Source organism: Burkholderia sp. AU17457 (assembly GCF_002223255.1).
Classification (GTDB): domain Bacteria; phylum Pseudomonadota; class Gammaproteobacteria; order Burkholderiales; family Burkholderiaceae; genus Burkholderia; species Burkholderia sola.
The window spans coordinates 1,256,096-1,279,794 of record NZ_NKFB01000005.1 but is presented as its reverse complement, the minus strand read 5'-3'; the positions used below and the strand labels follow the sequence as shown (position 1 = coordinate 1,279,794).

The following is a 23,699-nucleotide window of genomic DNA, read 5'->3' as shown; positions in this document are numbered from 1 at the left end:
GCGCGCGGCCGGGGCGGACGGAGGCGGAGAGCGGCTGAAGCCGCGCGATGCCGCGCATGTCAGGCGGCCCGCGCCAGCGTCGCGTCGGTCGTTGCGTCCGCGTCCTGCGCGGCCGCTTCGCCGATCGCGCCGCCGACGAGGATCACGGCCGGACTGCCGAGCCGCGCGGCTTCGATGCCGCGCGCGAGCGTGCCGAGCGTGCCGGTCCAGCGGCGCTCGTCGGGCGTGCCGGCCCATTGCACGGCCGCCGCCGGCGTCGACGCGGGGAGCGCGGCGAGCAGGCCCGCCGCGATGCGCTCGACGCGGCTCATCCCCATGTAGATTGCGAGCGTGGTGCCGGTCGCCGCAAGCCGTGCCCAGTCGGGTTCGCCATGGTCCTGGCGGTGCGCGGTGACGAACGTGACGCCCTGGCAGTGCTCGCGGTGCGTGAGCGAGATGCCGAGGCTCGCGGCGGCGGCGAATCCCGACGAGATGCCGTTGACGATCTCGACCGGAATCGCGGCCGCGCGCAGCGTCGCGAGTTCTTCGCCGGCGCGCCCGAACAGCAGCGCGTCGCCGCCTTTCACGCGCACCACGTGCGCGCCGCGCAGCGCGTAGCGGCGCATCAGCTTCTCGATGAACGCCTGCGGCGTGGAGCGGCAGCCGCCGCGCTTGCCGACGCGGATCACGCGCGCCTGCGGCGCGAGTTCGACGATGCCGGGCGCGACGAGATCGTCGAGCAGCAGCACGTCGGCGGCGGCCAGTGCCTTGACCGCCTTCAGCGTAAGGAGATCGGGGTCGCCGGGGCCGGCGCCCAGCAGCGTGACTTTACCTGTCGTCATGTCGTGTTCCTGTGCCGCATCGCATTGCTGCGGCGGTCTGATGTCGCGTTGCTGCGCGGCGGCGGCGGGCGGTCGAAACGCACGGGCATCCGGCCGTGCCGCGCACGGGGGGACGCCGTTGTCCTGTCGGGCCCGTCGTGAAGGGCGGGCAAGGTTCTGCGGAGACTGCCCACCGGCGCCGTTGCCGGTGTAATGAAACGTTCAGCAATATCCGGGCCAAGCGGCGCAACGATGCGGCCGTCGCGCGGCGCACCGTGCGACGGCCGCGAGCGTGCATGTGCTCGCCATGCGCGAGCACTCGCCATGCCGCGTCGGCGTGCATCGTGCGCCGCCCGTGCGCACCGCGATGTCGCACGGCGACAGTGCTGCAGCGCACCACATCTGTGCCTCGATGCATCGCGACGGAGAGCGCGCCGCGCATCGCGGTGACGCGCCCGATGCCCGATGCGCCTTGTGCGGTGGGGCTCGCGGCGTGATTGACGCCGACATGGCACGTCGCTTGCGTTAGCTCGTTCGGACGGGTCAATGGCGATCCGTCCGCAGTACCGAATACCGAAGCGCCCGGCAACGGGCTTCATGGGCAACGGCGTCCTACGCATCGGGTCTCGACGAGACCGGGTGCGCAGGACGCCGTTTTTCGTTTGGGCGGACGACATGACCGACAAAGCTACCCGTATCGATCTCTTCAGCCTCCGCACCGCGCCGATGCGCGCGTTCCATCTGACGTGGATGGCGTTCTTCGTATGCTTCTTCGCGTGGTTCGCGTGCGCGCCGCTGATGCCGCTGATCGCGCGCGAATTCCATCTCACGGCGGCGCAAGTCGCGAACATCAACATCGCCGCGGTGGCCGCGACGATTGCCGTGCGGCTGCTGGTCGGCCCGCTGTGCGACCGCTTCGGCCCACGCCGCGTGTATGCCGGGCTGCTGCTGCTCGGCGCGATCCCCGTGTTCGCCGTGTCGTTCACGCACGATTACCTGTGGTTCCTGATCTGCCGGCTCGGCATCGGCGCGATCGGCGCGGGCTTCGTGATCACGCAGTACCACACGTCGGTGATGTTCGCGCCGAACGTGGTCGGCACCGCGAACGCGACGACGGCCGGCTGGGGCAATGCCGGCGCGGGCGCGACGCAGGCGCTGATGCCGCTGCTCGTCGCCGCGGGCCTGATGCTCGGCTTCGGCGAGGATTCGTCGTGGCGCATCGCGCTGGTCGTGCCGGGCGTGGCGATGCTCGTGATGGCGTGGGCGTACTGGCGCTTCACGCAGGACTGCCCGCAAGGCGATTTCGTCGTGCTGCGCAGGCAGGGCGTGACGGTCGACAGTGGCAAGAAGGGCGGCTGGGCGAGCTTCTTCGCGGCCTGCGGCAACTACCGCGTGTGGATGCTGTTCGTCACGTACGGCGCGTGCTTCGGCGTCGAGGTGTTCATCCACAACATCGCCGCGCTGTACTACGTCGATCACTTCAAGCTGTCGCTGAAGGACGCCGGTTTCGCGGTCGGGATGTTCGGGCTGCTCGCGCTGTTCGCCCGCGCGCTCGGCGGCTGGCTGTCCGACAAGATCGCCGCGCGGCGCAGCCTCGACGTGCGCGCGACGCTGCTGTGCGCGCTGATCATCGGCGAAGGGCTCGGGCTGATCTGGTTCTCGCATGCGCAAGGCGTCGGCATCGCCCTCGTCGCGATGCTGACCTTCGGCCTCTTCACGCACATGGCGTGCGGCGCGACGTATGCGCTGGTGCCGTTCATCGACCGGAAGGCGCTCGGCGGCGTCGCGGGGATCGTCGGCGCGGGCGGCAACGTCGGCGCGGTCGCCGCGGCTTTCCTGCTGAAGGGTGTCGGCGACGTGCAGCACACGCTGAGCCTGCTCGGCCTTGCCGTGACCGCAACCGCGTTGTGCGCGATGGCCGTGCGCTTCAGCGAAGAACACAAGGCGCGCGAAGCCGAGCTGCGCGATCGCGCGCTGGCCGCCGCCGGCGCCGCGAACTGATCGACCGAAGGAACCGTCATCATGAAACTCATCGTCATCGGCCACGGCATGGTCGGCCACAAGCTCCTCGAATGCGTCGCGGCGCAAGCCGGTGCGGCCGGCGCGCTGCAGGTCACGGTGCTCGGCGAGGAGCCGCGCCCGGCCTACGATCGCGTGCATCTGTCGGAATTCTTCGCCGGCAAGTCGGCGGACGACCTGTCGCTCGTCGAACCCGGCTTCTTCGAGCGTCATCCGCGGTTCGACCTGCGACTGAACGCGCCGGTCGCATCGATCGACCGCGCCGCGCGTACGGTCACGCTCGCGTCGGGCGAAACACTCGCGTACGACAAGCTGGTGCTCGCGACCGGCTCGCGCCCGTTCGTGCCGCCGGTGCCGGGCCGCGACCGCGCCGGCTGCTTCGTGTACCGGACGATCGAGGATCTCGAAGCGATGCAGGCGTGCGGCGCGCACGCGAAGCGCGGCGTCGTGATCGGCGGCGGGCTGCTCGGCCTCGAATGCGCGAAGGCGCTGCGCGACATGGGGCTCGACACCCACGTGGTCGAATTCGCGCCGCGCCTGATGGCCGTGCAGGTCGACGACGGCGGCGGCCGGATGCTGCGCGCGAAGATCGAGGCGCTCGGCGTGACCGTGCATACCGGCAAGAACACGCTCGAGATCGTCGACGGCGACGAAGGCGCGCACCGGATGGCGTTCGCCGACGGCTCGCATCTCGACACCGACATGATCGTCTTCTCGGCCGGCATCCGGCCCCGGGACGAACTGGCCCGCGCGTGCGGGCTCGAGATCGGCCCGCGCGGCGGCGTCGCGATCGACGGCGCGTGCCGCACGAGCGACGCCGACATCTACGCGATCGGCGAATGCGCGGCCTGGAACGGCATGGTGTACGGCCTCGTCGCGCCCGGCTACGACATGGCGCGCGTGGTCGCGAAACAGCTCGCGGGCGACGCGGACGAAGCGGCGGACGCCGCGTTCGCCGGCGCCGACATGAGCACCAAGCTGAAGCTGATGGGCGTCGACGTCGCGAGCATCGGCGACGCGCACGGCACGACGGCCGGCAGCCGCACCTACCAGTACGCGGACGAGCGCCGCCAGGTCTACAAGAAGCTGGTGGTGTCCGACTGCGGCAAGTTCCTGCACGGCGCGGTGATGGTCGGCGATGCGGCCGAATACGGCACGCTGTTGCAGATGATGCTGAACCGCATCGAGCTGCCTGAGTCGCCGGAATTCCTGATCCTGCCGTCGTCGGACGGCGCGGCGAAGCCGGCGATCGGCGTCGACGCGTTGCCGGACGGCGCGCAGATCTGCTCGTGCAACAACGTGTCGAAGTCGCAGATCTGCGCGGCCGTGGCCGACGGCGCGACGAGCCTGGGCGCGCTGAAGACGTGCACGGGCGCCGGCACGTCGTGCGGCGGCTGCGTGCCGCTCGTCACGCAGATCATGAAGGCCGAGATGAAGAAGCAGGGCCTCGCGGTCAACAACCATCTGTGCGAGCACTTCCCGCATTCGCGCCAGGAGCTGTTCCACCTGATCCGCGTCGAGCGCATCACGACGTTCGACGCACTGCTGCACAAGCACGGCCGCGGGCTCGGCTGCGACGTGTGCAAGCCGGCCGTCGCGGGCATCCTCGCGTCGTGCTTCAACGAATTCGTGCTGAAGAAGGAGCACGCGGGCCTGCAGGATTCGAACGACTACTACCTCGCGAACATCCAGCGCGACGGCACGTATTCGGTCGTGCCGCGCATGCCGGGCGGCGAAGTCACGCCGGAAGGGCTGATCGCGGTCGGCCAGGTCGCGAAAAAATACGGCCTGTACACGAAGATCACCGGCGGCCAGCGCGTCGACCTGTTCGGCGCGCGCGTCGAGCAGCTGCCGTCGATCTGGGAGGAACTGATCGCGGCCGGCTTCGAATCGGGGCACGCATACGGCAAGGCGCTGCGCACCGTGAAGTCGTGCGTCGGGTCGACGTGGTGTCGCTACGGCGTCGACGATTCCGTCGGCCTCGCGATCGACCTGGAAAATCGCTACAAGGGGCTGCGCGCGCCGCACAAGATCAAGTTCGGCGTGTCCGGCTGCACCCGCGAGTGCGCGGAAGCGCAGGGCAAGGACGTCGGCGTCATCGCGACCGAGAAGGGCTGGAACCTGTACGTGTGCGGCAACGGCGGGATGAAGCCGCGCCACGCGGAACTGCTCGCGTCCGACCTTGATCGCGACACGCTGATCCGCACCATCGACCGCTTCCTGATGTTCTACGTGCGCACGGCCGACCGGCTGCAACGCACCAGCGTGTGGCGCGACAACCTCGAAGGCGGCCTCGACTACCTGATCGACGTCGTCGTGCACGACAAGCTCGGGATTGGGGCCGAGCTCGAAGCCGACATGCAGCACGTGGTCGACACCTACGAGTGCGAATGGAAGCGGGCGGTCACCGATCCGGAAACGCGCAAGCGCTTCCGGCATTTCGTGAACAGCGACGCGCCGGACACGACCATCGCGTTCGTCGAGACGCGCGGCCAGATCCGGCCCGCGACGCCCGCCGAGCGCACGGGCGGCAAGCCCGTGGCGATTCCGGTCGTCGCCGAACCCGCAACCGTTTGACCCGGACCGACACCCGCGTCTTTTAAAGGAGCCCGTCATGAACGATCGTCTTCCGCTGTCCTGGACCCGCGTGTGCCCGCTCGACGACATCGTGCCGAACACCGGCGTGTGTGCGCTCGTCAACGGCGAGCAGATCGCGGTGTTTCACGTCGCGCACGCCGAAGAAGGCGGCGTGTTCGCGATCGACAACGTCGATCCCGTGTCGCAGGCCGCCGTGATGTCGCGCGGGCTGATCGGCAGCCTCGGCGAGCGCGTCGTCGTTGCATCGCCGTTGTACAAGCAGCACTTCGACCTGCGCACCGGCGAATGCCTGGAAGCGCCCGAGAAGTCGGTGAGCGCGTATCCGTCGCGGGTCGAGGACGGCTTCGTGTGGGTCGCGGCCTGAGCGCCCCGGAGCACGCATGACCGCCACCCCCGTCAAGAGCGTGTGCCCGTACTGCGGCGTCGGCTGCGGGATGGTGCTGCACGTCGAGGATGGCGAAGTCGTCAAGGTGTCCGGCGACGCCGACCATCCGACCAACTTCGGGCGGCTCTGCACGAAGGGTTCGTCCGCGCACGTCGCGCTGCGCCGTTCGGGGCGGCTCGATCGTGCGTTCGTGCGCCGTGCCCGCGAGGAAGACCTCGTGCCGCTGCCGGCGCGCGACGCGATCGCCGAGACCGCGCGGCGGCTGCGCACGGTGCTCGATACGCACGGGCCCGATGCGCTGTCGTTCTACGTGTCGGGGCAGATGTCGATCGAGGCGCAATATCTCGTCAACAAGCTCGCGAAGGGTTTCGTCGGCACCAACAACATCGAGTCGAATTCGCGCCTGTGCATGGCGAGCGCGAGCACCGGCTACAAGCAGTCGCTCGGCGCGGACGGCCCGCCCGGGTCGTACCAGGATTTCGATCGCGCGAACCTGTTCTTCGTGATCGGCGCGAACATGGCCGACTGTCACCCGATCCTGTTCCTGCGGATGATGGATCGCGTGAAGGCCGGCGCGAAGCTGATCGTCGTCGATCCGCGCCGCACCGGCACCGCCGACAAGGCCGACCTGTTCCTGCAGATCCGGCCGGGCACCGATCTCGCGCTGACGAACGGGCTCTTGCACCTGCTGCATGCGAACGGGCGCACCGACACCGCGTTCATCGATACGTACACCGAAGGCTGGGACGCGATGCCCGCGTTCCTCGCCGACTACACGCCGGAGCGCGTCGCCGAAATCACGGGGCTGGCCGAAACAGATATTCGCACGGCCGCGCAGTGGATCGGCGACGCGCAGGAATGGACGAGCTGCTGGACGATGGGGCTCAACCAGAGCACGCACGGCGTGTGGAACACCAATGCGATCTGCAACCTGCATCTCGCGACCGGCGCAATCTGCCGCCCGGGCAGCGGGCCGTTCTCGCTGACCGGCCAGCCGAACGCGATGGGCGGACGCGAGATGGGCTACATGGGGCCTGGGCTGCCGGGCCAGCGCTCGGTGGCGTCCGACGACGACCGCCGCTTCGTCGAGAACCTGTGGCGCGTGCCGGCCGGCACGCTGTGCAAGGACACCGGCAACGGCACGGTCGACCTGTTCGAACGGATGGCGGCGGGCGACATCAAGGCGTGCTGGATCGTCTGCACGAACCCGGTCGCGACCGTGCCGAACCGGCGCAACGTGATCGCCGGGCTGCAAGCCGCGGAACTCGTGATCGCGCAGGACGCGTTCCTCGACACCGAGACCAACCGCTACGCGGACGTCCTGCTGCCCGGCGCGCTGTGGGCCGAGGGCGACGGCGTGATGATCAATTCCGAGCGCAACATGACGCTGATGCGCGCGGCGGTCGCGCCGCCCGGTGACGCGCTGCCCGACTGGCGCATCATCGCGGAAGTCGCGCGCGCGATGGGTTTCGGCGATGCGTTCGACTATGCGTCGGCGGCCGACGTGTTCGACGAGATCGTCCGCTTCTCGAATCCGGCGACCGGCTACGACCTGCGCGGCGCGAGCCACGCGGCGCTGCGCGACGGGCCCGTGCAGTGGCCGGTCGCGCCGGGCGCCGCGCGCGAGCGGCACCCGGTCCGCTACCTGAACGACGGCGTGAGCCAGCCGCTGCGCACGGCAGCCGACGGCAGCGACGCGCCGCGCATCGCGTTCCCGACGCCGTCGGGCAAGGCGCGCTTTTTCGCGCGGCCGCACGTCGATCCGGCCGAGCTGCCCGACGACACGTTTCCGATCGTGCTGAACACCGGGCGGCTGCAGCATCAGTGGCACACGATGACGAAGACGGGCAAGGTCGCGATGCTGAACAAGCTCAACCCGCGCCCGTTCGTCGAACTGCACCCGGACGATGCGGGCGCGCTCGGCATCGCCGCGAAGGACAGCGTCGAGATCCGTTCGGCACGCGGCCGCGCGGTGCTGCCGGCCGTCGTGACGGACCGCGTGCGGCGCGGCAACTGCTTCGCGCCGATGCACTGGAACGACGTGTACGGCGACGACCTGTGCATCAACGCGGTGACGAACGACGCGATCGACGCGGAATCGCAGCAACCCGAACTGAAATACTGCGCGGTCGCGCTGACGCGCGTCGAAGCCGATGCGTTCACGCACGCCGCCGCCGACACCGCGCAACCCGATGCAGGCGCCGACGACGCGCGCCCCGCGCCGGCGAAGGTGCAGGCCGCAGCTTCACAGGAATCCGACATGGCAGACATCGACACTTTCGCGGCCGCGCTCGGCGTCGCCGATTTCGCGCCGCCGCCGCTGACCGACACCGAGCGGCTGTACGTGGCCGGCCTCGTCAGCGGGTTGAAGGCGAGCGCCGGCCGCCGCGAAGGCAGCGTGCCCGTGCTGCCGGCCGGCGCGCCGTTGACGCCGCCCGTGCGGTTCTGGCTCGACGGCATGCTCGCGGGGCTGTTCAGCCGCTCGCTGCCCGCGCACGCCGCGGAGCGTGCCGCGCCCGCGCTGCCGGCCGACGCCGCCACGGCCGGCGGCGTACGCATCGTGCGCCCGCGCCCGAAGGTCACGTTGTTGTGGGCGTCGCAGACCGGCAACATCGAATCGTTGACCGACGATTACGCGACCAAGCTGATGAACGCGGGCTTCGAGATCCGCACCGCGTGCATGTCCGACTATCCGGTCGCGTCGCTGGCCGGTGCGCAATACGTGTTGCTGATGACGAGCACGTTCGGCGACGGCGATGCGCCCGACAACGGCAGCGAGTTCTGGGACGCATTGCAGGCCGGCAGCGCCGCGCGCCTCGACGGCGTGCATTTCGCGGTGCTCGCGTTCGGCGACCGCAACTACGACCAGTTCTGCGGCCACGGCCGCCGGCTCGACGCGCGGCTCGCCGAACTCGGCGCGGCGCGCCTGTGTGCGCGCGTCGATTGCGACGTCGAATTCCAGCACGATGCCGATCAGTGGCTCGAGCGCGTGGTCGCGCGGATCAAGGAGGCCGATGCCGCGCTGCACGCGGTGCCGTCCGGCGGGATGAGCCCGTCGGGGCTGCTGCCGACGAAAGCGCATCCGGCGCCGTCGAAGCTCGTCGCCAACCTGCGGCTGAACCGGCCGGGCGCCGCGAAAGACACGCGCTACGTGTCGCTGTCGACCCAGGGTGCGAACCTCGAATACGAAACCGGCGACGCGCTCGGCGTGTGGCCGACCAACTGCCCGGAGCTGGTCGACGAGCTGCTGTCCGTCACCGCGCTGAAGGCCGATGCGCCCGTGTCGGTGCCGGGCGTCGGCGAGATCCGGCTCGGCGACGCGCTCGCGCGCCACTTCGACATCACGCGCCCGCATCCGGACACGCTGGCCTTCATCGCGTCGCGCAGCGCGAACGGCGCGCTGAAGTCGCTGCTCGGCGACGATCGCAAGGCCGACCTCAAGCAATGGTTGTGGGGGCAACAACTGGCGGACGTGCTGCACGAATACCCGGTCGAGCTGTCGGGCGCGGAGCTGGTCGGCATGCTCAAGCGCATGCAGCCTCGCCTCTATTCGATCGCGTCGAGCCCGAGCGCGCACGCGGGTGAGATTCACCTGACCGTGTCGGCCGTGCGCTATCACAACGGCCGGCGTGCGCGCAAAGGCGTCGCGTCGACGTTCCTCGCCGATCGCGCGGACGACGGCCGCGTGCCCGTGTTCGTGCAGAAGTCCGCGCATTTCCGGCCGCCGGTGAACGGCGACGTGCCGATCGTGATGGTCGGGCCGGGCACCGGCGTCGCGCCGTTCCGCGGCTTCCTGCACGAGCGGCAGGCGCGCGGCGCGCGCGGGCGCAACTGGCTGTTCTTCGGCGAGCAGCATGCGCAGACCGACTTCTACTACGGCGACGAACTGAATGCGATGCGCGACAGCGGCTTCCTGACGCGGCTCGATCTCGCGTTTTCGCGCGACCAGACCGACAAGGTCTACGTGCAGGACCGGATGCGCGAGCAGGGCGCCGAGCTGTTCGCATGGCTGGAGGAAGGCGCGCACTTCTATGTGTGCGGCGACGCCGCGCGGATGGCGAAGGACGTCGATACGGCGCTGAAGGCGATCGTCGCCCGGCACGGCGGCATGTCGAACGAAGCCGCGAACGACTACGTCGCGCGGCTTTCGAAGGCACGGCGCTACATGCGCGACGTGTATTGAATCGCGCGAGCGGTGGACGGTTGTCCGCCCGGTTCGTTGGCACGTTGACTACTGGCGCTCCCATTCGCGCCTGCTCGGCGCGCACGAACGCTCCGGGCGGGAACGCCGGCCGCTCGGGCGCCGAGTCACCGCATCGGCCGCTCGCTGCAGCAATGGATCGGACGGCGCATGATGGCGGCTCCTCCCACGAAGCCATGGAGTTGCGTGATGACCGTTTTCCCGCATGTTCCGATTCGAACGTTCGTGATTGCCGCCGCGTTGGCGGCCGCCGCGGTTTCCAGCGTGCCGGCCATCGGCCAGACGTCGACGGTGCCGGCAGGTTCGGCCGCTGCGACGCCCGACAACGCGGTGCTGCTGACCGTATTCCTGAAGCACGACCAGTCGCGCCCGCTTGCGGAGCTGAATGCGCAACTCGCGAAGCAGGGGTTCTACAAGGCGTTTCCGCCGCCGGGCGTCGAGGTGGTGAGCTGGACGGTGACGATGGGGATCGGGCAGATCGTCGTGCTGCGGCTGCCGGCGTCGCGGCTGCGCGAGGTCAACCGCGTGCTCGAGGATACGGCCTGGGGCGCGTACCGGACGGAGTTCTATCCGACTTACGACTACAAGGCGATCGGGTTGGGGGAGCATGAGCGGGCGAAGTAACGCGCAGCGGCGTATTTCCGGACCGGCGGTGCGCCGCGGAGGGCGCAGCGAATCGGCCCGCCGCCATTCCGCAACGCGCCGCGCCCTCGCGTTTTCGTCCTCGCCCGCCGGGCTCCGCGCGGTAAATTCCACCCAAATGCATCACAAGTCATTCATCCGATGAAAAAACGACCTCCGTTGCCGGTATGATGCGCACCTCGCGTTCGTGGGGTGCACGGTTTCTTTATGCGTTTCGATGCGCGAGAAACCACAAATCGGCACAAAGGCGACGTGAAAGATTTTGTAATATAAGTTCCGTATACTCGTAAGTTCTGATCCAGGCGCCACCCGCCCGTCTTCGGCCGACCGCCCATGCAGAACAACCAGATAGGTCGCCGCCCGGGCAACCCGCGCCGCGACACGCTATGCAACACCACTGAACACGTTATGTCTTTCCGCCACCCTGGTTCGCCCGGCCGTGCCGAGGCGGTGATCGCCCGTGCCCGGGCGCTGATCCGCCACGAACGCGTGCTGTCGCCGCTGCTCGCGCTCGGCATCGGCCTGCTGCTGATCGTGGTTTTCCAGCATTTGTCGGAATCCGTCGACTACCGGTCGGTGATCCGCCAGTTGCGTCACATGTCCGCCGGCGAATGGGGCGCGTCGCTCGCCGCGACGGCCCTCAGCTATCTCGCGCTCGTCGCCCGCGATGCGGTCGGCCTGCGCTATGTCGCGGCCAGGGTGCCGCGCGTCGCGCTGTGGATTGGCGCGATCGCCGGTTCCGCGCTCGGCAACGCGACGGGCTTCGGTGCGTTGACGGGCGGTGCCGTGCGCGCCCGCGTGTACGGCGTGTCGGGTGTCACGCCCGCCCAGATCGGCCGGATGACGGTGTTCACGAGCGGCACGCTGGCGCTCGCGATGGTGTTGATGACGGCGGTCGGCATGGTCTGCGTGCCGGAGGCGCTCGCCGCGATGCTGCACGTCGCGCCCGGCGTGCTCACGTGGACGGGCGCTGCGTTGCTCGTCGCGCTTGCCGCGCTGGTCATGCTGTGCGGCAAGACGGCGCGCCCGGTCGTCACGCGCTTCAAATGGCTGTCGTTCGACGTGCCGGCGCGGCGCGATCTCGTCGCGCAGGTCGTCTACGCGGTGCTCGACGTCGCTGCCGCGGGCCTGACGCTGTGGGTATTGCTGCCGGCGGCGCCCGTCGGTTTCCCGACCTTCCTCACCGTTTACGCGGCCGCCTTGCTGCTCGGGATGATCGGCCATACGCCGGGCGGGATCGGCGTGTTCGAAGCGGCGATGGTGTTCACGCTCGGTCGCGAAGTGCCCGCGCACGCGATGGTCGCCGCGCTGATCGCGTATCGCGCGATCTACTTCGGCGTGCCGCTCGTGCTGTCGGCCGGCCTGCTGGCCGGTTTCGAGGGCCGCGCGCTGCGGCGCCGGCTCGTGACGCGGCAGGCCGTGCGCGTGTCGCAGCTCGCGCCGGTGTTCCTGAGCCTCGTGACGTTCGCGGTCGGCGGGATGCTGGTGATCTCGAGCGCGACGCCCGCGTTCTGGCACCGGATCGCGATCCTGCGCCACATCGTGCCGCTGTGGGTGCTCGAAGGCTCGCAGGTGATCTGCAGCGTGCTCGGCGTCGCGCTGCTGTTCGTCGCGCGCGGGCTGCTGCGCCGGCTCGACGGCGCCTGGTGGATGACCTTCGCGTTGACGCTCGCGAGCCTCGCGCTGTCGCTGGCGAAGGGCCTCGCGTTCGTCGAGGCCGGCGTGCTCGGCACGCTGCTCGTGCTGCTGCTCGTCAGCCGTCGCCGGTTCAACCGTCATTCGTCGCTGCTCGCCGAGCGCTTCACCGTCAGCTGGTTCGTGTCGGTGGCGATGGTGCTGATGCTGGCCGTTTGGGTGCTGTTCTTCGCGTTCCGCGACGTGCCGTACACGCGCGATCTGTGGTCGCATTTCTCGTTCGATGCGCGCGCGCCGCGGGCGCTGCGCGCGACGCTCGCGTCCGGCGTGTTCGTCGCGCTGTTCGCGCTGTGGCAACTGCTGCGCCCGGCGCCCGGGCGTTTCGTGAAACCCGCGGAGCAGGACCTGATCGACGCGGAGCAGATCATCCGCGCGCAGGAGTGCAGCGACGCGGGCCTCGCGCTGATGGGCGACAAGTCGTTCCTGTTTTCCGAATCGCGCCGCGCGTTCCTGATGTACGCGAAGAACGGCCGCACGTGGGCCGCGCTGCACGACCCGGTCGGGCCGCGTGAAGAGTGGCCGGCGCTGATCAGCAAGTTCATCGCGCTCGCGCACGCGCACAGCGGCCGCGCCGCGTTCTACCAGGTGCGCGCGAACGCGCTGCCGCTGTATCTCGACGCGGGGCTCACGCTGATGAAGCTGGGCGAGGAAGCGCACATCGCGCTCGACCAGTTCGACCTGAAGGGCTCGAACCGGTCGCACCTGCGCTACGCGCTGCGCCGCGGCGACAAGGATGCGCTGACGGTCGAGGTGATCGCGCCGGGCGACGTGCCGGCCGCGCTGCCGGCGCTGCGCGACATCTCGGACGGCTGGCTCGACAGCCGCGATGCGCGCGAGAAGAGCTTCTCGGTGGCCGCGTTCCACGACGGCTATCTGTCGACGCAGTCGGTGATGCTGGTGCGGCAGGCCGACAAGCCGATCGCGTTCGTCACGTTCATGACGACCGACCTCAACACCGAGGCGACGGTCGGCGTGATGCGCCATCTGCCGGACGCATCGCCGTACGCGATGGAGTATTTGTTTACGCAGCTCGCGCTGCATCTGAAGGAAGCGGGGTTCCGCAAGCTGAGCCTGGGCATCGCGCCGTTCTCGGGGATGGGCGCGGCGAAGATGCCGTCGCCGTTCCACCGGCTCGGGCTGATGGTCTGGCGCTTCGGCGGCCGCTTCTACAACTTCCGCGGCTTGCGCGCTTTCAAGAGCAAGTTCGAACCGCACTGGGAGCCGCGTTATCTCGCGGCCTCGGGCTCGGTCGGCGTGTTCGTCACGCTCGCGGATCTGTCATTGCTGGCTGGAGGTCGGCGTTCATGATGTTGAAGAAGGGAATCGCGCGGGCGGCAGCCGCCTGCGCGGGAATGATGCTGGCCGGCGCCGCGTGCGCCGCGCAGCCGGCCGCAGTGAAATCCGAAACCGTGTCCGGCGGCCGCTACGGGCCCGTGACCGTGACCAGGCCGAGCGGGCCGCTGCGCGGTTTCGTCGTGCTGTTCTCGCGCGAGGCCGGCTGGCATGCCGCCGATCAGCAGGCGGCCGACGCGCTCGCGAAAGCCGGCGCGATGACGGTCGGCGTCGATTCCGGGCGTTACGCGGCGAATCTCGCCGCGAAGCAGGAGGCCTGCCACCACCTCGACGGCGACGCCGAGGCGGTCAGCCATCAACTCGAACGGCTCGCGCAGTCGTCGCGCTATTTCACGCCGATCGTCGCGGGCGTGGGTCAGGGCGGCGCGATCGCGAAGCAGATCCTGTCGATGGCGCCGGAGAACACGATCGCCGGCGTCGTCGCGGTCGGTCCGGCCGCGAAGCTCGATCCGCGCTTCAAGCCGTGCCCGCCCGATTCGACGATCGTGCGCCGCGCGATGCCGGGTTTCGTCGAAACGGCTGCCGCGGGCGACACCGCGAAGCTCGTGTCGCTCGTCACGTCGCACCTGCGCGACACCAGCAGCAGCGACGAGCTGGACGTGTCGGATCTGCCGCTCGTCGAGCTGCCGGCCAAGGGCGGCAGCGACCGGCTCGCGATCGTGATCTCGGGCGACGGCGGCTGGCGCGATCTCGACAAGACGATCGCCGAGGCGCTGCAGCGCGACGGCGTGTCGGTGGTCGGCATCGACGCCCTGCGTTACTTCTGGAGCGAGAAGCCGCCCGCGCAGGTGAGTCGCGATCTGGCCCGCGTGATGCGCACTTACATGGCGCGCTGGCATGCGAACCGCGTGGCGCTGGTCGGCTACTCGTTCGGCGCCGACGTGATGCCGTTCGCGTACAACCGGCTGCCGGCCGACCTGCGCGACAGGGTCGCGGTGATGTCGCTGCTCGGCTTCGCGCCGTCGGCCGATTTCCAGATTCGCGTGACGGGCTGGCTCGGCATGCCCGCGAGCGACAAGGCGTTGAAGGTCGCGCCGGAAATCGCGAAGGTGCCGCCCGCGCTCGTGCAGTGCTTCTATGGCGCGGAAGAGACGGACACGATGTGCCCGGCGCTCGCGAACACGGGCGCCGACGTGATCAAGACACAGGGCGATCACCACTTCGGCCGCGATTACATCGCGCTCGAGAAGAAGATCCTCGGCGGGTTCGGCAAGCCGGCGGCGGCGCGCTGAATGCCGGCGGCGCCCGCTTGACGGCGGGCGCGGGCCGATTTTGCTTCCGGGTTCATCGTACGGGCGGCCAGCGAGCCGCCCGTTTCATTTTCCGGGCTGCGCTGCCGCGTCCTGCGGCGGCAGGGTCGTTCTCGCATCGCGCTGATAGAAGCCCGGAAACCGGTCGAGCTGCCGCCGTGCGGCCGCGAGGTCGGTGTCGTCGCCGAGTACCGCGCTCGAAAATCCCGTGCGTTCCATCAGCAGCAACTGGTCGACCAGGACGTCGCCGGTCGCGCGCAGGTCGCCGGCGAAGCCGTAGCGCTTGCGCAGCAGGTAGGCCTGGCTGTATGCGCGGCCGTCGGTGAACGACGGAAACTGCAGGTCGATGCGCTCGGCGTGCGCGATGCGCGCGGCGAGCGGCGGCAGTTCCTCGTCGTTGCCGATCGTCAGCGTCGCTGCGCCGTGCTGCTCGGTTTCGTCGGCATGTTCGGCCGGCGTCAGCAGGCGGATGCGCGCGCTTGCGTTCGCGGTTTCGTGGTTCATGCGGGTTTTTCCTGATGACGCGCGGCGTTCGCGGCGGTCTTGAACGGTTCGGTACCGACGCGGCGCACCGTGTCGATGAATCGTTCGCTGCGGCCGTTCGCGTCGATCCGCGCATCGAGATACGCGTTGACGATCGCGTCGACGACGTCGACGATCTCGTCCGCCGAAAACGACGGGCCGATCACCTTGCCCGGCCGCGCGGGGCCGCTCGCGATCGAGCCGTCCGACCCGCCGAGCGTGACCTGGTACCACTCCGCGCCGTCCTTGTCGACGCCGAGGATGCCGAGATGGCCGCTGTGATGATGGCCGCACGAGTTGATGCAGCCGCTGATGTGCAGGTCGAGGTCGCCGATGTCGTGCAGCAGGTCGAGATCGTCGAAGCGCTCGGCGATCGCGTCGGCAACCGGAATCGAGCGGGCGTTCGCGAGCGCGCAGAAATCGCCGCCCGGGCACGCGATCATGTCGGTCAGCAGCCCGACGTTCGCGCTCGCGAGCCCGATCGCGCGGGCGTTTTCCCACAGCAGGAACAGGTCGTCGACGTGTACCCACGGCAGCACGACGTTCTGCGTGTGCGTGACGCGCGCCTCGCCGGCCGAGAAGCGGTCGGCGAGATCGGCGAGCGCGTCGAGCTGGTCCGGCGACGCGTCGCCGGGCGCCTGCAGGCGGCGCTTGAACGACAGCGTGACGATGCGCAGCGCCGGGTCGCGATGATCGGCGACATTGCGGGCGAGCCAGCGCGCGAACGCCGGATGACGGCTCGCCTGCGCGGACAAGCGCGCGTTCGCGTCCGCGAGGTCGAGCGTGCGCGGCTTCAACCGCGGCGGGACGAACGACGCGGCGACGCGATCGAATTCGGCCTGCGGGATCGTGTGCGGGCCGCCGTCGTGAACGACGATCTGGCGGAACTCTTCCTCGACGTCGTCGATGTAGCGTTGCCCTTCGGTCTTCACGAGGATCTTGATCCGCGCCTTGTACTTGTTGTCGCGCCGCCCGTAGCGGTTGTACACGCGGACGATCGCCTCGATGTAGTTCATCACGTGCTGCCACGGCAGGAACGCGCGCAGCAGCGTCGCGATCGTCGGCGTGCGGCCCATCCCGCCGCCCACGCTTACGCGAAAGCCGAGCGCGCCCGCGTCGTCGCGCACGAGCCTCAGCCCGACGTCGTGCCAGTCGGTCGCCGCGCGGTCTTCGGTCGCGCCCGTGATCGCGATCTTGAACTTGCGTGCCAGGAACGCGAATTCGGGGTGCAGCGTCGTCCACTGGCGCATCACTTCGGCGAACGGGCGCGGATCGGCGATCTCGTCCGGCGCGACGCCCGCGCGTTCGTCGCACGAAATGTTGCGGATGCAATTGCCGCTCGTCTGGATGCCGTGCATGTCGACGGTCGCGAGCAGGTCCATCACGTCGGCCGCCTTCGCCAGCGGAATCCAGTTGAACTGCACGTTGGTGCGCGTCGTGAAGTGCGCGCTGCGGGTCGGCAGGCGCAACGTGCCGAGCAACGCCTGGGCGTCGCACGCGGCGCGGTAGGTGGCGTCGTCGGGTACGTCGTAGTCGCGCGCGATCCGCGCGAGCATGCGAAGCTGCGCACTCGACAGCTCGCCGTACGGCACCGCGACGCGCAGCATCGGCGCGTGGCGCTGCACGTACCAGCCGTTTTGCAGGCGCAGCGGCCTGAACGCGTCCTCGCCGAGCGTGCCTTGCTGCCAGCGTTCGAGCTGGTCGCGGAACTGGGCGGCGCGGCTGTGCACGAGCGCCCGGTCGAAATCGGTATATCGATACATGACTTGATAGCGAGAGGCGCCACGGCGAACGGCGCGCGGCGCGGGAAGGCGTTGCGACGGATGTCAGGCAACGGAAGACAGCGTAGGGAACGCGATGCGGCGGGACAAGCAGCAGATCGAAACGAAAAAGGCGCAGCAGATGGCCGGCGGGGCGCCGGCGCGGGCCGGGCATGCGCGCATGCCCGTGGCCGAGGTCATGCGTCGACGACGAGCGCCGGATCGAGCGCGCGAATGCGCTGGTCGATGAAGTAGCCGCCGCCTTCCTGATAGCGCAGGAACAGGCGGCCGCACGTGCGGCAGCGGCTGACGGTGCAGCGGTTGTACGGGAAATGGCGCGGCGCGATCGGCGCGTCGTCTGACGCGTAGCGCGTGCCGGCCGGATGATATTCCGTGTAGGTCGGCTCGGGTTCGCCCGGTGGGATGAGCGTGGCCACTTCGATCAGTTGGGCGTCCGGCAGCGACAGCGGCAGGGTCGTCCAGCCGGCGAGCGAGGTCTTCGTGCACGTGCACGGCTGCGTGACGTGCGCCGCTTCGGCCGTCAGTTTCAGCAGCGCGTCGTGATCGAGATAAGGCAGTGGGTTCATGAGTCGTCGTGAAGGGCGGCGGGACCTGCAATGTAACCCGCGTACGGATCGGCTGCACGGCCGTGACGTGGCCGCGCAGCGCGCGTTGCGCGATCAGCCTGCCTTGCGGACCGACGGCTGCGCGACCAGTTCGCCGAGCACGCGGATCGCGCGCTCGATGTCGCGGCTCCACGGATGGCCGAAGTTCACGCGTACGCAGCGCTCGAAGCCGTGCGCGGCCGAAAACAGCGGGCCCGGCGCGAAGCTGATGCCGCGTGCGATCGCCTGGCGATGCAGCTCCATCGCGTCGATCGCGTCGGGGAACGCGAGCCACAGGAAATACCCGCCGTCGGGCCGCACCCATTCGACGCCGGCCGGCAGCCAGCGCCGCAGCGCGTCGTCCATCCGGTCGAGCTGCGTGTGCAGCGCGCCGCGCAGCTTGCGCAGGTGCCGGTCGTAGCCGCCGTGTTCGAGATAGTTCGCGATGCCGGCCTGCGCGGGAATGCTGGCCGACAGCGTCGTCATCAGCTTGAGCCGCTGCACCTTCTCCGCGAACCGGCCCGCGGCGGCCCAGCCGATCCGATAGCCGGGCGCGAGCGTTTTCGAGAACGAACTGCAGTGCATCACGAGGCCGTGACGGTCGAACGCGCGCGCGGGCAGCGGATAGTCCGGGCCGAAATGCAGTTCGCCGTACACGTCGTCCTCGATCAGCGGCACGTTGCGCGCCGCGAGCAATTCGACGAGCGCACGCTTTTTTTCGGCGGTCAGCGTAACGCCGGTCGGATTCTGGAAATTGGTCATGAACCAGCATGCGCGGATGTCGTGCCGGTCGAGTGCGTTCGCGAGCGCATCGAGATCGAGGCCCGTGCGCGGATCGACGGGAATCTCGACCGCGCGCAGGTCGAGCCGCTCGATTGCCTGCAGCGCCGCATAGAATCCCGGTGCTTCGACGGCGACGACGTCGCCGGGCCGCGTCACCGCCATCAGACACAGGTTCAGTGCTTCGAGCGCGCCGTTCGTGACGACGATTTCGTCGATCGGCTGCGAAATGCCGGTCGCGAGATAGCGCCGCGCGATCTGCTGGCGCAGCGCCTCGTTGCCGGGCGGCAGGTCGACGACCGTGCTCCACGGGCTCACGAGCCGCGTGGCCTGTGCGAGCGACTTCGCCAGGCGCGGCAGCGGAAACAGCTGCGGCGCCGGGAACGCGGAACCGAGCGGCACGATGCCGGGCTGCGTGGCCGCATCGAGCACGGAGAATACGAGGCTGCTGATGTCGACCTTGCGCGTGGCGCCGGCGCGGCTCGCACGGCGTTTCGTCGCCGGGCTCGCGGCCGGCTGAGCGCCCGGCGCGACGTAGTAGCCGGAGCGTTCGCGCGCACGGATCAGCCCCCACTGTTCGAGCAGGTAATACGCGCGAAACACCGTCGACTGGCTTACGCCATGTTGCGCGATGATTTGCCGCAGCGACGGCAGGCGCGTGCCGACGGCGAGGTTGCCGTTGCGGATGTCGTCGGCGATCGTGTGGGCGAGGGTTTCGTAGCGTTTCATCGGCGTGGGCGGAGCGCGTCGTCGCCGTACGCGGGCCGAAGCGGCGCCGCGCCGACGGGCGGCGCTCATTGTCCGATGCGCGGCCCGAAAAGGAAAGCCGCGGAGTGTCAGCCGCGCCGTCCCGATGCGTCAGGGCGCGTTCGGCTCGACAATCTGGCCGCTGGCGCCGCGCTGCTGCGGTCGCGACGGCCCGACCTTGCGGGCCACGAGCACGCACGGCACGCCGGCCACGGCGAGTGGCACCACGAACGAGCCGGTCGTGATCGACGGCATCACGCCGGTGAAGGTCGTGATGAAGATGCCCGCGAGATGGCGCGCGAAATTCCGGTTCCCGCCGAGCGATGCGCCGTGCGCGGGTATCGGCGTGCCCCCGACGCAGGCCCCTGTAATTGGGGTGCGTTTTGCCGCGAGGCCCGCGAATATCCGCGATGTGCGGCTTGTTCCGATTGCGTGCCCCTGCGTTTTATGGTCTCGTTGCGGGATATCGCATCGACTCAAAAAAGGACAGTCGGATGCAGGCGGGCGATTCACGCGGGGTCCGATTGATCAGGGGAATCGGCGCATGGGCGCGCGCCCGCGGTGCCGTGCGCACGCTGTTCATCATATCGATGCTGGGCTGGCTCGCGCTCGCGCTGCCGGCCTTCGCCGTCTCTCCCGAAGCCGTCAACGACAACGTGCTGCGCGTGCTGGCGTGGCCCGGTTACGCGGACAGCGATATCGTCAGCGCATTCGAGACGCACTTTCATGTGCGCGTCGAAGTGACGCTGGTCGATTCCGACGAGGCGCTGTGGACGCGGATGCACAGCGCGTCACCGCCGCCGTACGACGTGCTGGCCGCGAACACGGCCGAGATCCAGCGCTATGCGCATGAACACCTGCTCGCGCCGATCGACCTGTCGCATATCCCGAACCGGCGGCGGCAATTGCCGAATTTCCAGCAGCTCGCGACGATCGGCGGCCTCGTGCAGGGCGGCGCGTCCTACGCGATCCCGTTCACGTATTCGTCGATGGGGCTGATCTACGACCGCAAGCAGGTGCCGGCCGCGCCGCGCTCGATGCGCGAGCTGTGGAATCCGCGCTATCGCGGCAAGGTGCTCGACTTCAACAGCGCGCAGCACAATTTCTCGTTCACGGCGCTGGCGCTCGGCTATCCCGATCCGTTCCGCCTGTCGCCCGCGCAGACGCTTGCCGTGGCCCGCAAGCTGATCGACCTGCGCCGCAACCTGCTGACGTACTACACGCTGCCCGAGGAAGCGACCGCGCTGTTCGTCCAGCATCGCGCGGCGCTGATGTTCGGCAACTACGGCACGCAGCAGGTCGAGCAGTTGCGTCGCGCCGGCGCGGACGTCGGCTACGTGATCCCGGACGAAGGCGCGCTCGCGTGGCTCGATTGCTGGGCCGTCACGCGCGGCACGCGACGGCCCGAGCTTGCATTCGCGTGGATCAACTACATGCTCGAACCGGCGATCGGCACGTTGCTGACCGAGCGTCAGGGGCTCGCGAACACGCTCGAGCCGCGCGGCCTGGATACCGGGCGCCAGCATCTCGTGTGGCTTCAGCCCGTGGAGGACATCGCGCGCCGCGAATCGCTGTGGAGCCGCATCGTGTCGGGCGATCGACCGGAGCGCTTCGCAAAATGATCCGGCTCGGGCTCACGTCGAAGCTGTCGGTGCTGTTCGCGTGCATCGGCGTGATCGCGTCCGGCACGACCGGCTACTACGCGTATCGCGCCAACCGCGCGATGCTGGTGCAGGAAGCGCAGCACAGTCTGCTGATGTCGACGCAACTGCTCGGGCAGCGCTTCACGACCGCGCTCGCCGACGTTGCGGACGACGCGCTGGTGCTCGCGCAGTTGCCGTCGTCCGCGGCCGTCGCGGGCGGCGACAATCCGGACAACGTGCGACGCATGCGGCTCGAGCAGGTGTATTACAGCTTCATGAGAAATCATGCGGAATACCTGCAGATCCGCCTGATCGCAAGCGGGCATTTCGGGATCGAACGCATTCACGTCGATCGCGATGCGCGCGGCATCGTCGTGCTGCCCGAAAGCGCGTTTCAGGAGAAAGGGCAGTTTTCCTACGTATTCGATACGCTCGCGACGGCGCCCGGCCATATCTACCTATCGCCGATCGTGATCAATCACGAGACGGGATCGCATGCGGCGCAAGGGCTGCCGATCCTGCGCGTCGGGACGCCGGTGGTCGACGCGTCGGGCCAGACGGTCGGCGCGCTCGTCGTCGACGTCGAACTCTCCCGGGTGTTCGACCGGATCGAACGCGATCTGCCGGACGACTATGCGGTCTATCTCGCGAACGAGTGGGGCGATTTTCTCGTGCATCCCGATCCGGAACAGACGTTCGGTTTCGATCGCGGCCGGCGCGTGCTGATGCAGGACCGTTTTGCCGTCACGCGCGCGCTGTTCGACAGCGGGCGCATGAACGTGACGTTCAATGGGCTCGCGCAGCCCGATCAGGCGCCGGGCCAGATGTTCGCGTTCGTGCGCACGCCGTTCGGGCACGACGAGGGCAGCCGCTTCGTCGTGCTCGGGATGGCCCGCCCGCTGGCCGACGTCCTCGCGCCGGACGGCATGCTGGGAGAGCGAATCGTCAGGATGGTGCTCGTGTCGAGCGTGCTGGCGGTGATTCTCGCGATCCTGTTCGCGCGTGCGATCACGCGGCCGTTGCAGGCGCTCGCGCGCGCGGCGACGCACGTGTTCGACGATTCGGCCGCCGAACGGCTGCCGGTCGCGCGCGCCGACGAGATCGGCGTGCTCGCGCGTTGTTTCGACAGCATGCGCGTCGAGATACGCACGCAGATGGCGATGCTGCGCGCGAAGCAGCAGGAGCTCACGCATCTCGCCGGTCACGACCCACTGACCGGCCTGCCGAACCGCCTGCTGTTCATGGAGCATCTCGATGCGGCGATCCGGCACGCGGCCGCGGCGCGCGAGGGGCTGGCGGTGATGTTCGTCGATCTCGACCGCTTCAAGCAGATCAACGACCAGCACGGGCACTCGGCCGGCGATCGCACGCTCGTCGCGGTCGCGAAGCGGTTGAGCCAGGTGCTGCGCGGCGACGACATGGCTGCACGGCTCGGCGGCGACGAATTCATCGTGCTGATTTCGGACGTGCGGTCACCGGCGGTGATCGGCGATGTCGCAACGCGCATCCAGATCGTGATGGCCGAGGAGCTGGAGTTCGACGAAGGGCGCATGGCCGTCGGCGCGAGCATCGGCGTCAGCGAGTTTCCCGCGGACGGCGCATCGGCCGAAGAGTTGCTCGTCAAGGCCGACGCGGCGATGTATGCGGCGAAGGCGTCCGCGCAGAGCGTGTGCGTGCGCTATCAGGACCTCGTCCGCGGCGGCGCACCCGACGGGACCGGCCGCGCCGCGTCGGGCGGCAGCGGCTGACGGCCGGGAAAAACGCGGCGAGCCCGTCGCGGGACGGGCTCGTCGCCGGTGCGGGCTGCACGCGCGAGGCGCGCGGCGGCACGCTTAGTGGCCGAAGTAGACCGAGTCGCGCGGGCTGTGTGTCCGGCCGGCCGGTACGCCGCCCTCGACGGTCGCGGCCGGTTGCGAACCGAAGCCGCTGTTGTCGATGCCGTGCACGCGCGCTTGCGCGGCCTGGATGTCGGCCGGATAGTGCGGGCTCGCCTGGCTGGGCTTGTAGCCGGCGTTTTCGAGCTGGACCAGTTCGTTGCGCACCTGGGCGCGGGTCACGGTGCTTTGTGCGAATGCGCCGAACGACGCGGACAGGGCGACGGCGGCAACGACTGCGGAAACGAGCGATTTCATGATGACCTCCGATGTTTATTGGCTTTCCGCGTTCGACACCATGTCGTCAGCGGTTGATTACATCGTAGGCGCCGGCTCACCTAGGGTAAACGTGACTTTGAGGGAAAGATCGTTGCGTTACAGGTAATAATGCAGCGCAAACGCGATCCGTCCCCATGTTGTATTGCGAGGATGGCGGGCAATCGCGGGAGAGTGTGGAGCAGGATGTCGCGTACGGCGCTGGGGCACGCGTCGCCGGCCAACCACGGCGAATAGCTTGCAGCGGAACCGCAGGGCTACAGCGCGGCCGGATCAGACCCCGTCGTCGTCGATTTCCTTGCGCTCGCGGCGCTCCTCGTTACCGCGGCGCGCGCGCAGGCGCTGGCGCGACAGGACGGCGATCACTTGCTGGGTCGGTGCGCCGGACGGCAACTCGTTGCGAATGCGATCGGGCACCATCGGCAGGCCCGCACGCTGCCGGCGCAGCGCCTTGGCAATTGCGCGGCGGCATTCGTCGCCGTGGCAATCCCATTCATCGCGGACTCTCTGGCAATAACGGCATTGTTCCATCCGAATAGTCTAACGCGT

17 protein-coding genes are annotated in these 23,699 nt (G+C 69.0%); 9 read left to right on the top strand and 8 right to left on the bottom strand.

What is annotated here, in order from left to right; genetic code table 11:
• Positions 1-59: 59 nt before the first annotated feature.
• Complete coding sequence (gene cobA, locus CFB49_RS23030) at positions 60-821, bottom strand: uroporphyrinogen-III C-methyltransferase (RefSeq protein ID WP_089492404.1); 762 nt, start codon at positions 819-821, stop codon at positions 60-62.
• Positions 822-1,475: 654 nt separating this feature from the next.
• Between cobA and CFB49_RS23020 the strand changes: the two genes are divergently transcribed.
• The 7 genes from CFB49_RS23020 to CFB49_RS22985 all read left to right on the top strand — a co-directional run bounded on the left by CFB49_RS23020 (position 1,476) and on the right by CFB49_RS22985 (position 14,925).
• Complete coding sequence (locus tag CFB49_RS23020) at positions 1,476-2,801, top strand: MFS transporter (protein ID WP_069617920.1); 1,326 nt, start codon at positions 1,476-1,478, stop codon at positions 2,799-2,801.
• Between the two features lie 21 nt (positions 2,802-2,822).
• Complete coding sequence (nirB, locus tag CFB49_RS23015) at positions 2,823-5,396, top strand: nitrite reductase large subunit NirB (RefSeq protein WP_089492403.1); 2,574 nt, start codon at positions 2,823-2,825, stop codon at positions 5,394-5,396.
• Positions 5,397-5,433: 37 nt separating this feature from the next.
• Complete coding sequence (gene nirD, locus CFB49_RS23010; protein ID WP_069617918.1) at positions 5,434-5,781, top strand: nitrite reductase small subunit NirD; 348 nt, start codon at positions 5,434-5,436, stop codon at positions 5,779-5,781.
• 16 nt (positions 5,782-5,797) lie between these two features.
• On the top strand, positions 5,798-9,985 hold the full coding sequence (locus CFB49_RS23005; RefSeq protein ID WP_089492402.1) for a bifunctional nitrate reductase/sulfite reductase flavoprotein subunit alpha: 4,188 nt from the start codon (positions 5,798-5,800) through the stop codon (positions 9,983-9,985).
• 207 nt (positions 9,986-10,192) lie between these two features.
• Positions 10,193-10,627 carry a hypothetical protein gene (locus tag CFB49_RS23000; protein ID WP_089436601.1) on the top strand — a complete coding sequence of 145 codons (435 nt, stop codon included), beginning with the start codon at positions 10,193-10,195 and terminating at the stop codon, positions 10,625-10,627.
• Between the two features lie 426 nt (positions 10,628-11,053).
• Positions 11,054-13,648: a bifunctional lysylphosphatidylglycerol flippase/synthetase MprF gene (gene mprF / locus CFB49_RS22990; RefSeq protein WP_089492401.1), complete on the top strand. Its 2,595-nt coding sequence runs from the start codon at positions 11,054-11,056 to the stop codon at positions 13,646-13,648.
• A complete protein-coding gene (locus CFB49_RS22985; protein WP_089492400.1) occupies positions 13,645-14,925 on the top strand; it encodes a virulence factor family protein in 1,281 nt (426 codons plus the stop codon). The genes mprF and CFB49_RS22985 overlap by 4 nt, the downstream gene beginning before the upstream one ends.
• Before the next feature lie 84 nt (positions 14,926-15,009).
• Here the strand turns inward: CFB49_RS22985 and CFB49_RS22980 are convergent, their stop codons facing one another.
• The 5 genes from CFB49_RS22980 to CFB49_RS37170 all read right to left on the bottom strand — a co-directional run bounded on the left by CFB49_RS22980 (position 15,010) and on the right by CFB49_RS37170 (position 19,870).
• Positions 15,010-15,447, bottom strand: coding sequence for a DUF934 domain-containing protein (locus CFB49_RS22980; RefSeq protein ID WP_089492399.1), 438 nt, complete (start codon positions 15,445-15,447; stop codon positions 15,010-15,012).
• Entirely contained in the window at positions 15,444-17,228 is a 1,785-nt protein-coding gene (locus CFB49_RS22975) for a nitrite/sulfite reductase (RefSeq protein ID WP_089492398.1), read from the bottom strand. The genes CFB49_RS22980 and CFB49_RS22975 overlap by 4 nt, the downstream gene beginning before the upstream one ends.
• A gap of 194 nt (positions 17,229-17,422) precedes the next feature.
• Positions 17,423-17,812 (bottom strand): hypothetical protein, encoded by a 390-nt coding sequence (locus CFB49_RS22970; protein ID WP_089492397.1) that lies wholly within the window; start codon positions 17,810-17,812, stop codon positions 17,423-17,425.
• 93 nt (positions 17,813-17,905) lie between these two features.
• Entirely contained in the window at positions 17,906-19,339 is a 1,434-nt protein-coding gene (locus CFB49_RS22965) for an aminotransferase-like domain-containing protein (protein WP_069617910.1), read from the bottom strand.
• Positions 19,340-19,468: 129 nt separating this feature from the next.
• Complete coding sequence (locus CFB49_RS37170; protein ID WP_373453188.1) at positions 19,469-19,870, bottom strand: hypothetical protein; 402 nt, start codon at positions 19,868-19,870, stop codon at positions 19,469-19,471.
• Here CFB49_RS37170 and CFB49_RS22955 point away from each other — a divergent pair.
• Positions 19,852-20,979, top strand: a complete 1,128-nt coding sequence (locus CFB49_RS22955; RefSeq protein WP_089492396.1) for an ABC transporter substrate-binding protein — start codon at positions 19,852-19,854, stop codon at positions 20,977-20,979. The two genes, CFB49_RS37170 and CFB49_RS22955, sit on opposite strands and share 19 nt — an antisense overlap.
• A complete protein-coding gene (locus CFB49_RS22950) occupies positions 20,976-22,748 on the top strand; it encodes a GGDEF domain-containing protein (protein ID WP_089492395.1) in 1,773 nt (590 codons plus the stop codon). Before CFB49_RS22955 ends, CFB49_RS22950 begins: the two co-directional genes overlap by 4 nt.
• 84 nt (positions 22,749-22,832) lie before the next feature.
• Here the strand turns inward: CFB49_RS22950 and CFB49_RS22945 are convergent, their stop codons facing one another.
• Together CFB49_RS22945 and CFB49_RS22940 are read right to left on the bottom strand one after the other, a co-directional pair.
• Entirely contained in the window at positions 22,833-23,132 is a 300-nt protein-coding gene (locus CFB49_RS22945) for a DUF4148 domain-containing protein (protein ID WP_069617907.1), read from the bottom strand.
• Between the two features lie 291 nt (positions 23,133-23,423).
• Positions 23,424-23,681 carry a hypothetical protein gene (locus CFB49_RS22940; protein ID WP_069617906.1) on the bottom strand — a complete coding sequence of 86 codons (258 nt, stop codon included), beginning with the start codon at positions 23,679-23,681 and terminating at the stop codon, positions 23,424-23,426.
• Between the last annotated feature and the right edge of the window lie 18 nt (positions 23,682-23,699).

Coding starts and splice junctions, on each gene's coding strand:
- mprF (WP_089492401.1), top strand. CDS start 11,054: ATGTCTTTCCGCCACCCTGGTTCGCCCGGCCGTGCCGAGGCGGTGATC.
- nirD (WP_069617918.1), top strand. CDS start 5,434: ATGAACGATCGTCTTCCGCTGTCCTGGACCCGCGTGTGCCCGCTCGAC.
- CFB49_RS22980 (WP_089492399.1), bottom strand. CDS start 15,447: ATGAACCACGAAACCGCGAACGCAAGCGCGCGCATCCGCCTGCTGACG.
- CFB49_RS22955 (WP_089492396.1), top strand. CDS start 19,852: ATGCAGGCGGGCGATTCACGCGGGGTCCGATTGATCAGGGGAATCGGC.
- nirB (WP_089492403.1), top strand. CDS start 2,823: ATGAAACTCATCGTCATCGGCCACGGCATGGTCGGCCACAAGCTCCTC.
- CFB49_RS22965 (WP_069617910.1), bottom strand. CDS start 19,339: ATGAAACGCTACGAAACCCTCGCCCACACGATCGCCGACGACATCCGC.
- CFB49_RS23000 (WP_089436601.1), top strand. CDS start 10,193: ATGACCGTTTTCCCGCATGTTCCGATTCGAACGTTCGTGATTGCCGCC.
- CFB49_RS23020 (WP_069617920.1), top strand. CDS start 1,476: ATGACCGACAAAGCTACCCGTATCGATCTCTTCAGCCTCCGCACCGCG.
- CFB49_RS22940 (WP_069617906.1), bottom strand. CDS start 23,681: ATGGAACAATGCCGTTATTGCCAGAGAGTCCGCGATGAATGGGATTGC.
- cobA (WP_089492404.1), bottom strand. CDS start 821: ATGACGACAGGTAAAGTCACGCTGCTGGGCGCCGGCCCCGGCGACCCC.
- CFB49_RS22950 (WP_089492395.1), top strand. CDS start 20,976: ATGATCCGGCTCGGGCTCACGTCGAAGCTGTCGGTGCTGTTCGCGTGC.
- CFB49_RS22970 (WP_089492397.1), bottom strand. CDS start 17,812: ATGAACCCACTGCCTTATCTCGATCACGACGCGCTGCTGAAACTGACG.
- CFB49_RS22975 (WP_089492398.1), bottom strand. CDS start 17,228: ATGTATCGATATACCGATTTCGACCGGGCGCTCGTGCACAGCCGCGCC.
- CFB49_RS23005 (WP_089492402.1), top strand. CDS start 5,798: ATGACCGCCACCCCCGTCAAGAGCGTGTGCCCGTACTGCGGCGTCGGC.
- CFB49_RS22945 (WP_069617907.1), bottom strand. CDS start 23,132: ATGAAATCGCTCGTTTCCGCAGTCGTTGCCGCCGTCGCCCTGTCCGCG.
- CFB49_RS22985 (WP_089492400.1), top strand. CDS start 13,645: ATGATGTTGAAGAAGGGAATCGCGCGGGCGGCAGCCGCCTGCGCGGGA.